The 13,720-nt window shown below is 65.7% G+C and carries 11 protein-coding genes; 7 read left to right on the top strand and 4 right to left on the bottom strand.

Annotated features, from left to right (window positions below; genetic code table 11):
* The first annotated feature begins 75 nt into the window (after positions 1-75).
* Together J2W49_RS25415 and J2W49_RS25410 are read left to right on the top strand one after the other, a co-directional pair.
* Complete coding sequence (locus J2W49_RS25415; RefSeq protein ID WP_310322641.1) at positions 76-3,054, top strand: DNA topoisomerase III; 2,979 nt, start codon at positions 76-78, stop codon at positions 3,052-3,054.
* 62 nt (positions 3,055-3,116) lie between these two features.
* Positions 3,117-3,761, top strand: coding sequence for a glutathione S-transferase family protein (locus J2W49_RS25410; protein ID WP_310322638.1), 645 nt, complete (start codon positions 3,117-3,119; stop codon positions 3,759-3,761).
* Positions 3,762-3,908: 147 nt separating this feature from the next.
* Here J2W49_RS25410 and J2W49_RS25405 read toward each other — a convergent pair whose 3' ends face one another.
* The 3 genes from J2W49_RS25405 to J2W49_RS25395 all read right to left on the bottom strand — a co-directional run bounded on the left by J2W49_RS25405 (position 3,909) and on the right by J2W49_RS25395 (position 6,867).
* Positions 3,909-5,297, bottom strand: coding sequence for a sensor histidine kinase N-terminal domain-containing protein (locus tag J2W49_RS25405; protein ID WP_310322740.1), 1,389 nt, complete (start codon positions 5,295-5,297; stop codon positions 3,909-3,911).
* 351 nt (positions 5,298-5,648) lie between these two features.
* Entirely contained in the window at positions 5,649-6,317 is a 669-nt protein-coding gene (locus J2W49_RS25400; protein WP_310322635.1) for a response regulator, read from the bottom strand.
* Between the two features lie 67 nt (positions 6,318-6,384).
* Positions 6,385-6,867, bottom strand: a complete 483-nt coding sequence (locus J2W49_RS25395) for a MarR family winged helix-turn-helix transcriptional regulator (protein WP_310322632.1) — start codon at positions 6,865-6,867, stop codon at positions 6,385-6,387.
* A gap of 143 nt (positions 6,868-7,010) precedes the next feature.
* On the opposite strand from J2W49_RS25395, the gene recA reads away from it, so the two are divergent.
* Together recA and recX are read left to right on the top strand one after the other, a co-directional pair.
* Entirely contained in the window at positions 7,011-8,144 is a 1,134-nt protein-coding gene (recA, locus tag J2W49_RS25390; RefSeq protein ID WP_310322626.1) for a recombinase RecA, read from the top strand.
* Positions 8,145-8,189: 45 nt separating this feature from the next.
* The gene (gene recX, locus J2W49_RS25385; RefSeq protein ID WP_310322623.1) at positions 8,190-8,654 is read left to right on the top strand and encodes a recombination regulator RecX; all 465 of its coding nucleotides are present in this window, start codon (positions 8,190-8,192) and stop codon (positions 8,652-8,654) included.
* A gap of 12 nt (positions 8,655-8,666) precedes the next feature.
* Here recX and J2W49_RS25380 read toward each other — a convergent pair whose 3' ends face one another.
* Positions 8,667-10,226, bottom strand: a complete 1,560-nt coding sequence (locus J2W49_RS25380) for an MFS transporter (RefSeq protein ID WP_310322620.1) — start codon at positions 10,224-10,226, stop codon at positions 8,667-8,669.
* A 215-nt stretch (positions 10,227-10,441) separates the two neighbouring features.
* Here J2W49_RS25380 and J2W49_RS25375 point away from each other — a divergent pair, with 215 nt between their 5' ends.
* The 3 genes from J2W49_RS25375 to J2W49_RS25365 all read left to right on the top strand — a co-directional run bounded on the left by J2W49_RS25375 (position 10,442) and on the right by J2W49_RS25365 (position 13,664).
* The gene (locus tag J2W49_RS25375; protein ID WP_310322618.1) at positions 10,442-11,140 is read left to right on the top strand and encodes a response regulator; all 699 of its coding nucleotides are present in this window, start codon (positions 10,442-10,444) and stop codon (positions 11,138-11,140) included.
* The gene (locus J2W49_RS25370; protein ID WP_310322738.1) at positions 11,140-12,582 is read left to right on the top strand and encodes a sensor histidine kinase; all 1,443 of its coding nucleotides are present in this window, start codon (positions 11,140-11,142) and stop codon (positions 12,580-12,582) included. The genes J2W49_RS25375 and J2W49_RS25370 overlap by 1 nt, the downstream gene beginning before the upstream one ends.
* Positions 12,583-12,689: 107 nt before the next feature.
* Positions 12,690-13,664 carry a Bug family tripartite tricarboxylate transporter substrate binding protein gene (locus J2W49_RS25365; RefSeq protein ID WP_310322736.1) on the top strand — a complete coding sequence of 325 codons (975 nt, stop codon included), beginning with the start codon at positions 12,690-12,692 and terminating at the stop codon, positions 13,662-13,664.
* Positions 13,665-13,720 lie beyond the last annotated feature (56 nt).

The following is a 13,720-nucleotide window of genomic DNA, read 5'->3' as shown; positions in this document are numbered from 1 at the left end:
TGTTTCATGCAGGTGCGCGCGAGTGTGCGCGTGCCCATGTGCGCGTGTACACGCGCGTGAAAGCAGATTGTAGAGATGAAAACTGAAGGTTTCGCTAAAACGGAAGGTTCTGCCAAAACGCTGGTCATTGCCGAGAAGCCGTCTGTGGCCCAGGACATCGTGCGTGCGCTGACGCCCGTGGCGGGCAAGTTCGAGAAGCACGACGATCACTTCGAGAACGAGCAATACGTGGTCACCTCGGCCGTGGGCCACCTGGTGGAGATCGCCGCGCCCGAAGAATTCGACGTCAAGCGCGGCAAGTGGAGCTTTGCCCACCTGCCGGTGCTGCCGCCCTATTTCGAACTCAAGCCGATCGACAAGACCAAGTCGCGCCTGTCGGCCGTAGTGCGGCTGGCCAAACGCAAGGACGTGGGCCAGCTCATCAACGCCTGTGACGCGGGCCGCGAAGGCGAGCTCATCTTCCGCCTGATCGAGCAATACGCCGGTGGCTTCAAGAACGGCGGCTACCAGGGGTTGGGCAAGCCCGTGCGGCGCCTGTGGCTGCAGTCCATGACGCCAGCGGCCATCCGCGACGGTTTCGAGAGCCTGCGCAGCGACGCGCAAATGCGCGGCCTGGCCGACGCGGCCCGCAGCCGGTCTGAAGCCGACTGGATGGTGGGCATCAACGGCACGCGCGCCATGACCGCCTTCAACTCGCGCGACGGGGGTTTTTTCCTCACCACCGTGGGCCGGGTGCAGACGCCCACGCTGTCCATCGTGGTGGAACGCGAAGAAAAAATCCGCGCCCACAAGAGCCGCGACTACTGGGAAATTCACGCGAGCTTCCTGGCTGAAGCCGGTGAATACCCAGGCAAGTGGTTCGACCCCGCCTTCAAGAAACCCACCGGCGACGACGCCGACCTGGAGCAGCGCGCCGACCGCGTGTGGAGCCAGCGCGAGGCCCTGGCCATTGCCGACGCCGTGCGCGGCAAGGCCGCCAGCGTCAAGGAAGAAAGCAAACCCACCACCCAGGCCAGCGGTCTGCTGTACGACCTGACCAGCCTGCAGCGCGAGGCCAACGGACGTTTCGGCTTTTCGGCCAAGACCACGCTGCAGCTCGCGCAAAGCCTGTACGAACGCCACAAGGCCCTGACCTACCCGCGTACCGATTCGCGCGCACTGCCGGAAGACTACCTGCCCACAGTGAAGCAGACCTTCGAGATGCTGGCCGACAGCGGCATGAAGCACCTGGCGCCACACGCGCTCACCGCGCTCAACAACAACTACATCCGCCCGACCAAACGCATCTTCGACAACAGCAAGGTCTCGGACCACTTCGCCATCATCCCCACGTTGCAGGCACCCAGTGGCCTGAGCGAGGCCGAGCAGAAGCTGTACGACCTGGTGGTGCGCCGCTTCCTGGCGGTGTTCTTCCCTTCCGCTGAATTCATGGTCACCACGCGCATCACGTCCGTTGTGAACCATCACTTCAAGACCGAAGGCAAGGTGCTGGTCAAACCGGGCTGGATGGCGGTCTACGGCAAGGAAGCCGCCGAAGACGTGGTCGACGCCAAAGAGGGCGACAAAGGCCAGAACCTGGTGCCGGTGCGCGACGGCGAGACCGTGCGCACCGAATCGGTGGAACCCAAGGGCCTCAAAACCAAACCTCCCGCCCGCTACAGCGAAGCCACGCTGCTGGGCGCCATGGAAGGTGCTGGCAAGCTGGTCGACGACGACGAACTGCGCGAAGCCATGCAGGAAAAGGGCCTGGGAACGCCAGCCACGCGCGCGGCCATCATCGAAGGCCTGCTGACCGAAAAATACATGTTCCGTGAAGGCCGCGAGATCATCCCCACGGCCAAGGCCTTCCAGCTCATGACGCTGCTGCGCGGCCTGGGTGTGGAAGAGCTCTCCAAGGCCGAACTCACCGGCGAGTGGGAATACAAGCTCTCCCAAATGGAGCATGGCAAGCTCAGCCGCGCCGCCTTCATGGCCGAGATCGCCGCCATGACCGAGCGCATGGTGAAAAAGGCCAAGGAATACGACCGCGACACCATCCCGGGCAACTACGCGACGTTGCAAACGCCCTGTCCGAACTGTGGCGGCGTGGTCAAGGAAAACTACCGCCGCTACGCCTGCACCGGCGCCGATGGCAACAGCGAAGGCTGTGGCTTTTCGTTCGGCAAGTCGCCCGCGGGCCGCACCTTTGAGCCCGAAGAAGCCGAAACCCTGCTGCGCGACAAGAAGATCGGCCCGCTCGAAGGTTTCCGTTCCAAGGCCGGCTGGCCCTTCGTGGCCGAGATCGTGATCAAGTTCAACGAAGAGGACAAGAACTGGAAGCTCGAGTTCGATTTTGGCGACGACAAGAAGAACGAAGAGACCGGCGAGCTGGTCGACTTCACCGGCGCTGAATCGCTGGGAGCATGCCCCAAGTGCGGTGGCGCTGTGTTTGAGCACGGCAGCAACTACGTGTGCAGCAAGGCCGTACCCACGGCCGAACAGCCCACGCCGAGCTGCGATTTCAAGAGCGGCAAGATCATCCTGCAGCAGCCGGTGGCGCGCGAACAGATGAGCAAGCTGCTGGAGACTGGCAAGACCGACCTGCTCGACAAGTTTGTCTCCATGCGTACCCGACGCGCGTTCAAGGCCTTCCTGGCCTGGGACAAGGAAGCTGGCAAGGTGAACTTCGAGTTCGAGCCACGCACCAGCAAGTTCCCACCGCGCAAGACAGCGCCGGGTGCGCCGGCCAAGGCCGCGCCGGCGAAGAAGGCCGCCGCCAAAAAGGCGCCTGCAGCCAAGAAGGCGGTGGCGGCCAAAACGCCCAAGGCCCCGCGCAAGACCACCGCCGCCACCGGCAAGCAGCCCAGCGCCGAGCTGGCCGCCGTGATCGGCGAAGGCGCGGTCTCGCGCCCCGAAGTGGTGAAGAAGCTGTGGGACTACATCAAGGCCAATGGCCTGCAGGACGCGGCCGACAAGCGTCGCGTCAACGCCGATGCCAAGCTGGCGGCGGTGTTCGGCAAGCCGCAGGTCACCATGTTCGAAATCGCCGGCATCGTCGGCAAACATCTCGCATGACCTGACGCTGCGCAGGCGTGAATTGACCATTCAGATCCGATTCAGACAACAGGAGACACACCATGAGCCTCAAGCTCTTTTATGCACCGGGCGCCTGCTCATTCGTGCCCCACGCCATGCTGGAAATGGCGGGCGTGGAATTTGAACCCACGATGGTCAAGCTGCACAAGGGTGAGCAGCGCAACCCCGACTACCTCGCACTGAATCCCCGCGGCCAGGTGCCGGTGCTGGTCGATGGGGACGAAGTGGTCACCCAGATCGTGGCCATCCTGCTGCATCTGGACGCCAAGCTGCCCATGGCCGGCATCCTGCCCTCGGCCGGCGTGGAGCGCTCGCGCGCGGTGCAAAAGCTGGTGTGGATGAACAACACCGTGCATCCCACGTTCACCCACGTGTTCATGCCAGAGAAGTTCACCGACGACGCGGAGGCGCAAAAGGCCATCCGTGCCTTCGGCGCTGCCCGCTACCGGGAAATGCTGCAAGAGATCGAAGCCATGGCACAGAAGGCCGCACCCTGGATGGTGGGCGAACGCCCCGGTGCGCTCGATGCCTACGCCCTCACGCTGCTGCGTTGGGGGGGCTACGCCGGCATCGACCCCACCACCCTGCCCGCCACCTGGGGCCTGGTGCAGCGTTTTGCCGAATTGCCCGGAGTGGCACGCGCCATCGAGCGCGAGCGGCTCCAGCTCAACGTGTTCAAGGGCTGACCCCCGCAGCGCTGCGCGCTACCCCCTTCAAGGGGGCGATACCAGTGGTCCGGCTCCGCCGGCCCAAGATGCCGTCCTCCCTCCAAGCGCCTGAAGGGCGCGCCAGAGAGGGGGGGGAAGCCGCGTCAGCGGCGCAGGGGGGAGCCTTCACGGATGTCCATGTCCTTCGTCGTGTCGTGGCTCGAAGCGCACCGAGGCGCGCAGGCCCTTTTGTGGGCCCTGGGTTTCAGCGTCCTGCATCGACATGGTGGCGCCGTGTTGCTGGGCGATCTCGTGCACGATGGCCAGGCCCAGTCCTGAGCCATCCACGTTCGTGCCCAGTGCGCGGTAGAACGGTTGCAACACCAGTTCGCGTTCGTTTTCTGGAATGCCCGGACCGTTGTCTTCCACCTGCAGGATCTGCACGCCGCTGAACCGGTCCACCAGCATGCGCACCGTGACCACGCCACCGCGCCCCGTGTAGTTGATGGCGTTGTCCACCAGGTTGCGCACCATCTCCTGCAGCAGGGTGGGGTTGCCCTCCATCAGGCATTCAGGAGGCACTTCTTCAGGGCCTTCGTAACCCAGGTCGATGCCGTGTTCGAGTGCTCTGGGCACCGAGTCGCGTACCACGCCGGTCACCAGCCGTGCCAGATCCACCGTGGCGCTGGGCAGCGTGCGGCCCGTCGTCTCGGCGCGTGCCAGCGCCAGCAACTGGTTCACCGTGTGGGTGGCGCGAGCGCTGGAGCGGGCGATCTGTTGCAGCGAGCCACGGATTTCCACCGGGTCCGTTTCACGCTGGGCCAGTTCGGCCTGCATGCGCAGCCCGGCCAGTGGCGTCTTGAGCTGGTGCGCGGCGTCGGCCAGAAAGCGCCTTTGTGTGGTCAGCGAGGCCTTGAGCCGGGTCAGCAGGTCGTTGATGGACGACACCAGCGGTGCGACCTCCTGAGGGATGAACGACTCTTCGATCGGGCTCAGGTCGTCGGGTTTGCGGGCGCGGATGCGTTGCTCCAGTTCGTTCAGCGGTCGAATGCCGCGCACCAGCGCCAGCCACACCAGCAGCACCGCCAGCGGCAGGATCACGAACTGCGGCACCATCACGCCCTTGATGATTTCCGTGGCCAGCGTGGAGCGTTTGCCCATGGTTTCGGCCACCTGCATGAGCACCAGTCGCTCGCCGTCGGTGTGGCGCGACAACCAGGTGTAGGCCACCCGCACCTCATCGCCACGCACCAGATCGTCGCGCAAGAGCACGCGTCCTGGCTCGGGCGCTTCGTTGTCGCGCGGCGGCGGAAAATCGCCCTCGCCGCTGATCAACTCGCCGCGCGGATCGAGCACCTGGTAATAGACCAGATCGCTGTCGTCGGCCCGCAGCAGGTCGCGCGCCTGGGGCGTGAGGTTGAACGTGACCTGCCCGTCCTGGCTCACCACGAACTGGGTCAGCGCCTGGAGGTTGAACTCCAGTGCGCGGTCAAACGGTTTGCTCGCAATGCCCTGCGCCACGAACCATGTCAGCGCCAGCGACAGCGGCCACAGCAGCAGCAGCGGCGTGAGCATCCAGTCCAGAATTTCACCAAACAGGCTGCGCTGCTCGCGCTGGAACAGCCCGAAAGAGATTTTGTCCCTGCCCGCGCCGGCAGAGATGGTGTCCCCCCCCGCGCCGGCTTTGCCGTCACCCCCCCGGGGGGGCAATCCCTGTGGCCCGGCGGAGCCGGTTCCACGGGATTTCTGGATCGACTCCCGCGCGCCGGAAAATTCGTTCTGGTTCAAGCGAAGACCCTTACACCCATGCCAAACGCAGGTGCCGGCGAAGGGGTTTCCTACCAGGGGCGCAGCGGAACTGGCTTTGCCAGGCCGCAGTGCGCCGCCCCCCCTTGGGGGGGTGACGGCGAAGCCGGCGCGGGGGGGTCAAATCTTTTCCAAGCAGTAGCCCAGCCCCCGCACCGTGGCAATGCGGATCGGGCCTTTTTCGATCTTCTTGCGCAGGCGGTGGATGTACACCTCGATGGCGTTGTTGCTCACCTCTTCGCCCCACTCGCACAGGCGCTCCACCAGCTGGTCCTTGCTGACCAGGCGACCGGCGCGTTGCAGCAGCACTTCCAGCAGCCCCAGTTCGCGCGCCGACAGCTCGACCATCTTGCCGTCAATGGTGGCCACGCGACCCGACTGGTCGTACTCGAGTGGGCCGTGCTTGATGGTGTTGGTGCTGCCCCCCATGCCGCGCCGAGCCAGGGCCCTGACCCGGGCTTCGAGCTCCTGCAGTGAAAAGGGTTTGGCCATGTAGTCGTCGGCGCCGTAGTCCAGACCCTTGACGCGTTCTTCCACGCTGTCGGCCGCCGTGAGGATCAGCACCGGCAGGGCAGACCCGCGTGATCGCAACCGCTTGAGCACCTCGAGTCCGTGCAGCCGGGGCAGGCCCAGGTCGAGAATGAGCAGGTCGAATTCGTTGTTTGTCATGAGCGCGGCGTCCGCTTCGGTGCCGCTGGCCACATGGTCGACTGCCGCACCGGTCGCGCGCAGGCTGCGCAACAGACCGTCGGCCAGGACTTGGTCGTCTTCTGCAATCAGGATGCGCATGCTTGTCTCCTTGTGATGGCATCGATTCTAGGGCGGGCGCGACGGCTGCACGCGCCGCAGCGAGCGCTCACCGGAACGCGTAGGCCTCCAGCCCCAGCGCCACCACGGTGGCCACATCGGTGCCCACCTGCGCCCGGAATTCACCCTCGGCGTGGGTCACCGCCTGGCGGAAGGCTTCCAGCCACAGCAGACCAGTGTCGGTGAACACGATGCGCCGGGCGCGCGCGTCCAGCGGGTCGGCTTCGCGTCGCACCAGGCCCCAGGCTTCGCACTGGGTGACCAGGTCGCCCATGGCCTGCTTGCTCATGCCGGCGCTGCGTGCGAGATCGGTCAGGCGCGACCCCTGTACGGCCAGGTGCCGGGTGATGTGGATGTGGGCCGCGCCGATCTGGTCGCGCGCGGCCAGGTTGGACAAGGCCAGTGGCACCCCGGGGTCGCGCGACATCAGGTGCAACACGCGTTCGTCGAAGCGGCGCAAGGCATGCCCCAGCAGGCGACCCAGGTGGTCGGCGCGCCAGCGATCGTCGGCCAGCAAGGGAGTTGTTGTCATGGATGCAAATGGTAAGGCAAACTGACGATATTTTGGTGTTTTGTTCTTAAACGCCGCTGTAAACTGCTGTTCAGGCATCCAGCCTGTACGCAAATACAAGTCTGGTAAGCAAACACCCACTCACAAGCTCAGGAGCACACAGCATGGACGCAGCCGTCAAAACCAACCCCCTCAACAGCGAAAAAGCCAAGGCCTTGCAGGTCGCGCTGGCCCAGATCGAAAAGCAGTTCGGCAAGGGCACCATCATGCGGCTGGGCGAGGGCGAGGTGATCGAGGACATCCAGGTCGTCTCCACCGGCTCGCTGGGTCTGGACATTGCCTTGGGGGTAGGTGGACTGCCGCGCGGCCGGGTGATCGAGATCTACGGCCCGGAATCGTCGGGCAAGACCACGCTCACGCTGCAAGTGATCGCCGAAATGCAGAAACTCGCCGGCACCTGTGCCTTTGTGGACGCCGAACACGCGCTGGACATCCAGTACGCGCAGAAACTCGGCGTGAATCTTCAAGATCTGCTGATCTCCCAGCCCGACACCGGTGAGCAGGCGCTGGAAATCGTGGACAGCCTGGTGCGCTCCGGCGCGGTCGACCTCATCGTGGTCGACTCGGTGGCCGCGCTCACCCCCAAGGCCGAACTCGAAGGCGAGATGGGCGATTCGCTGCCCGGCCTGCAGGCCCGCCTCATGAGCCAGGCGCTGCGCAAGCTCACCGCCCACATCAAGAAGACCAACTGCATGGTCATCTTCATCAACCAGATCCGCATGAAGATCGGCGTGATGTTCGGCAGCCCCGAAACCACCACCGGCGGCAACGCACTGAAGTTCTACGCCTCGGTCCGCCTGGACATCCGCCGCACCGGCACCATCAAGAAGGGCGAGGAGGCCATCGGCAACGAGACCAAGGTCAAGGTGGTGAAGAACAAGGTCTCGCCCCCGTTCAAGACCGCCGAGTTCGACATCCTGTTTGGTGAAGGCATCAGCCGGGAAGGCGAAATTCTGGACCTGGGCGTGGCCAATCGGGTGGTCGAAAAATCCGGCGCCTGGTACGCCTACAACGGCGAGAAGATCGGCCAGGGCCGCGACAACTCGCGTGAATTCCTGCGCGAGAACCCCGAACTGCGCTTCGAGATTGAAAACAAGGTGCGTACCGAGCTGGGCGTGCCCCTGCTGCCTTCCGACGAGGAAGAAGCGCCGGCCAAGGGCGGCAAGGCTGACAAGGCCGAAAAAGCAGGCAAGGCCGACAAGCTCGACAAAGCCGAGAAGGTGCTCGCGGCCGAATGAGGTCGGAAGGTGGCTGGACGACTGAACCCCTGAGCCGAGGCCGGCATGGGCTTTGACCAGCCTTCGCTCAAAGGCCGTGCCCTCCGGCTGCTGTCCGGGCGCGAGCACTCGCGCGCGGAACTGCAGCGCAAACTGGCCCCGTACGAAACCGAACCCGGCGAACTGGCCCGGGCGCTGGACGAACTGGAGGCCAAAGGCTTCATCAACGAGCAGCGCGTGGTGGAGTCGGTGCTGCACCGGCGCGCGGGCCGATTGGGCGCGGCGAGGGTGAGACAGGAACTGCAGGCCAAAGGCCTGGATCCCCAGGCGGTGGCAGATGCCGTGGCCAGTCTGCAGGACAGCGAAGAACCGCGCGCACGCGAGGTCTGGCGCAAGAAATTCGGTACGGCACCTCTGGACGCCAGCGACCGGGCCAAACAGATGCGCTTCCTGCTCACGCGCGGTTTCAGCAGCGAGGTGGTGCGGCGCGTGGTGCGGGGTGGCGCAACGGGCATCGACGCTGACGATTGATTTGATGCAGCTTCAGCCGTCCGAAGCCGCGCAAACCTCGGCCGGTTTGCTGGGGGTTCGAAACATGCGCCAGGCCAGCAGTGCGCTGACCACCATGATGCCGGTACCCAGCACCGCCGCCGCTTGAAGGCCATCCACGAAGGCAGCACGCGCCGCCATGCGCAGGGGCTCGGCGAGAGCGGCGGGCAATCCATCGGCCACCGTGAGTGCGCCACCGAGCGTGGACGCACTCGCCATGGCTTCTGCCGTCAGCCCGTCGGGCCACTGGCCGACCATGCCGGCCCGGTACAGGCTGGTGGTCAGGCTGCCAAACACCGCGATGCCGAGCGCACCCGAAAACTCCGAACTGGTCTCCGACAAAGCGGATGCCGCGCCTGCCCTCTCGGGCGGGGCCGAGCTGATGACGATGTCGTTGCCCAGCGCAAACACCGGCGCCATGCCCAGACCCATGAGCACCATGCCCCCCATGAGCCAGACCAGGCCATGAGCGCCGCCGGCCAGCGTCATGCCGGCGAAGCCGAAGGCGGCGATCACCAGGCCTCCCAGCATGGTTCGCGGTGCCGACCAACGCTGTGCCATGGCCGGCGTGAGCATCGACCCGACCACGAAGGACAGCGCCCACGGCACGGTGCAGACACCCGCCACCAATGGCGAGAGACCCAGCACCAGTTGCAGGTGCTGCGAGACGAAGATGTAGACACCGAACATGGCGAACGACGTAAGTGCATACGTGCAGATGGCCGCCGCGAAACGGGGCTGTCGGAACAGGCCAATGTCCAGCAGCGGGTAGTCGATACGGCGCTGGCGACGCAGAAAGGCCACGGCAGCCAGCAGTGCAATGGCGGCCACCACACCGGTCGCGAGGCCAAGCTGGCCCTCTGCCACCCGCTTGAGCACGGCGACGCCGCCAAGCGCGGCCACCAGAGAAAGCAGCACGCTGCCCAGATCAAGCCGGCCAGCGTTCGCGTCGCGGTATTCGGGCAAGAGGAACGGACCAACCACCAGCAGCAACAGCATCACCGGCACCGCCGCCCAGAAGATGGCCGGCCAGGCAAAGTACTGCAGGATCACACCGCCCACCAGCGGGCCGATGGCGCCGCCGACCGAATAGCTGGAGATCCAGATGCCGATGGCCACGCGCCGTTCGCGCTCGTGGCGAAACATGTTGGAGATGAGTGAGAGCGTAGACGGCGCCAAGGTGGCGCCCGCAATGCCCAGCAGGGCACGGGTGGCAATCAGGGCTTCCGCCGTGGTGGACAGCGCTGCGGCCACCGAGGCGGCGGCAAATGCGGCGGCGCCAATGAGCAGCAACCGCCGGCGTCCGAGCTTGTCACCCAGTGTGCCCATGGTGATCAGCAGGCCCGCCACCATGAAGCCGTAGATGTCGATGATCCAGAGCAACTGCGATGCCGAGGGGCGCAGATCAGCGCTGATGGCGGGCAAGGCCAGATTCAGCACCGTGAGGTCCATGGCGTAGACCATGCAGGGCAGGGCGATCACGCCCAGCGCGACCCACTCCCTGCGGGTCGCGCTGGGCGGAGCAACTTCGGGCAATGGCAGGGCAGCGGACACGGTGTTTCCTCAAAATGGGTGATGGCGCCTCAAGCCACAAACGGAAGAAGGTGGCGACGCATGCAGGCTCGTCGATTCACACGACGAACGGGCACCGCAGCATTCGACAGTCCCACCGCAAATTCTGGCGCAACCGGGCGGGTGGGGCGGTGAACGCGCCCGCCGCACACCCTGGCAGCTGTGACACACTCGCTTTCGAACAAGGAGGCCACCACATGCGCATCTTGCTGGTTGAGGACGAGCCCGATCTGACCCACTGGCTTTCGCGCACCCTGGCGCGCCATGCCGGCATCATGGTGGAGTGGGCCAACGATGGCGTGTTGGCCGACAGGCGCCTGGCGACCGAGGAGTTCGACGCCGTCGTGCTGGACCTGGGTCTGCCGGGTCTGGATGGTCACGGGGTGCTGACGCGATTGCGCGCGCGGGACGACCGCACGCCGGTGCTCGTGCTCACGGCACGCGATTCGCTGGCCGAGCGCGTGGGCACGCTGCACGAAGGGGCAGACGACTTTCTGCACAAGCCCTTCATGGTTGAAGAGCTCGAAGCCCGCCTGCTGGCGCTGGTGCGACGCGCCCGTGGCAACGACCATCCCCGCCTGGCCTGCGGTCCTCTGCAACTCGACACCGGAAGTCGGCGCTTCTCCGTGGCCGGCGAACCCTTGGCTCTGCCACCGCGCGAACACGCGGTGTTGCGGGCATTGATACAGCGCAGCGGCGAGCCCGTGACCAAGCAGCAGATCCTGGATCGGGTGCTGCCGGGCGACACCGATGTCAATCTCGAAGCCGTGGAGGTGCACGTGCACCGCCTGCGCAAGAAACTCGCCGGCAGCGGTGTGCAAATCACCACGGTGCGTGGCATGGGCTATTGCCTGGAGCCGGTCAACCCCACTGACCCTGCGTCCCCACCGGAATGATGAAGCGACCGGCCAGCCTGAAGTCCGCGCTGCTGTGGTGGCTGCTGCCGGGTCTGCTGATGATCATGGGCGGCACGCTGTGGTTCTCCAAGCAGCTGTTGCGCGACCAGGTGGATCTGGCCTACGACCGTGCACTGGCCGGGGCGCTGCGCGCCATCGACCACAACATCTCCACCGCCAGTGGGGGGCTCTCGGTCGAGCAGCCGTTTCTTCTTCTGGAATTCTTTGAATTGACGACCAATGCACGTGTGTACTTCCGCGTGGCCACGGAGAGCGGCCTGGCGGAAATCGGCAGCCCCTCGCTGCCGCTGCCCGATGCGCCGCTGGCGACGGGGCAGCCGCAGTTTTACTTCGCCACCCACGAGGAAACGCCGGTGCGTGTGGCGGCACTGGCCCGTTTCATGAACCCGCCGCTGCCCGGCGATCCCCAGCAGCGCGTGATCGTCCAGGTGGCCGAAAGTCTGGGTGAGCGGGAGGTGTTCCTGGCCCAGGTGCTGCGCCGCTCCGTGGAGCGCGACCTGAGCGGCATCGCGATGAGCGTGGTCTTGCTGGTGGCGGGCATTGTGATGACGCTGCGCCCGCTCAACCGCCTGCGCGAGGAACTGGAAGCGCGGCATGCAGACGACCTGCGCCCGATCGACGATGCCGGCCTGCCCACCGAGGTGCGGCCGCTGGTGGCGGCGGTGAACCGTCACATGTCGCGTTATGCGGCCATGGCCCGCACCCAGCGCCAGTTCCTCGACGACGCTTCGCACCAGCTGCGCACACCGCTCACGGTGCTGCGCACCCAGGTCGACTTCGCGCTGCGCGAAGCCGAGCCGGCACTGGTGCGCGAAGCCTTGCTGGCCATGCACGAAGGGCTCGACCGCGCGGTGCGCATGACCAACCAGATGCTGTCGCTGGCCCGGGTGCGGGATGCGTCGCTCGTTGAAGGCGGGCCACCCAGGGAGCTGCTGGACCTGAACGCGCTGGCCCAGGCGGTCTCCCGCACCTTGCTGCCTGCGGCGCGCGCGCGCCGGTTGGACTTTGGGGTCGAGACGCCCGACGAGCCGGTGTCGATCCTGGGGGTGGAGTGGCTGCTGCGCGAGGCCTTGTTGAACCTGGTGGACAACGCCATCCGCTACACGCCCGTGGGTGGGCGGGTGACGGTGCGGGTGTTTCACGACACGCGCCATGCGCTGCTGCAGGTGGAGGACAGCGGGCCAGGCATGAGTGAGCACGACATCGAACGGGCCGGCGTGCGGTTCCGGCGTGGCGCTGCCGGCAAGCTGCAGCCCGGTGCCGGTCTGGGGCTGGCGCTGGTCAGCACCATTGCCCAGTTGCACGACACTGCGCTTCGAATCGAGCCTCGCGAACCCGGTCCAGGCTTGCACATGAACCTGGTGTTTACCCTGGGTTTGCCCGCGAATGCGGCAGTGCAGCACAAAAAAACGGCGAATTGAAAGGCATCGGAAAGCCTTGAATTCGTAGCCTTCGCGGGTCAGTGGTGGCGCCCGCCACCCGGCACCCCCGACGTACTCAGGAGACAAACATGACCCCTAAGCTCTTCATGCGGCACACCATCGGTGCGCTGGTGGCCACCACCGCTCTCGCATTTTCACCCCTTGCCGCTACCGAACCGGCCCGCCCCGAATGCGTGGCCCCGGCGCAACCCGGTGGCGGTTTCGATCTGACCTGCCGACTCGCCCAGGCAGCGCTCAAGGACAGCGGTGCCTTGAAAGCGCCGATGCGCATCGTCTACATGCCCGGTGGTGTGGGCGCAGTGGCCTACAACAGCATCATCACCCAGCGCCCCGGTGATCCGGGCGCCATCGTCGCCTTCTCCGGCGGTTCGCTGCTGAATCTGTCGCAAGGCAAATTCGGCAAGTACACGGTCAACGACGTGCGCTGGGTCGCCGCCATTGGTGCCGACTACGGCGTGGCCGTGGTGCGCGACGACTCGCCGCACAAAGACCTGAAGAGCCTGATGGCCGCCTTCAAGACCGACCCGACCAAGATCGTGCTGGGCGCGGGCGGTTCGGTGGGCGGGCAGGACTGGATGAAGGCCGCGCTCACGGCCAAGGCCGCGGGTGTGGACTACAAGCGCATGCGATTCGTGGCGTTTGAAGGTGGCGGCGAAGCCGTGACCGCGCTGCGCGGTGGCCATATCCAGGCTTACATGGGCGACGCGGCAGAAGCCGCCACCCTCATGGACGCCGGTGCCCCCATCCGGGTGCTGGCGGTTTACCACAAGGAGCGCCTGCCCGGCAAACTGGCCAACGTGCCCACGGCGGCCGAGCAGGGCTACGACATCGAGTGGCCCATCATCCGGGGCTTCTACGTGGGACCCAAGGTCTCGGACGCCGACTACCAGTGGTGGGTCGACGCCTTCAACAAGACCATGGCGTCTCCTGGATACGCTGCCCTGCAGCAGCAGCAAGGCCTGTTTCCATTCAACCTGACTGGCGCCGAGCTTGACAAATTCGTCAAGGAACGCACCAAGTCCTACGGGGAACTCGCCTCCTCGTTCGGCCTGATCAAGTAAGGCCTCCCCGGGCGCCCGCGCCCTCTTCGCAGCCAGCCCCGCGCTCGCCGCGGTGG

This window comes from Hydrogenophaga palleronii, from assembly GCF_031457455.1.
Classification (GTDB): Bacteria; Pseudomonadota; Gammaproteobacteria; order Burkholderiales; family Burkholderiaceae_C; genus Hydrogenophaga; species Hydrogenophaga palleronii_A.
Note: the sequence above shows the minus strand (reverse complement) of the source record. Positions and strands in the feature narration are given on the sequence as shown.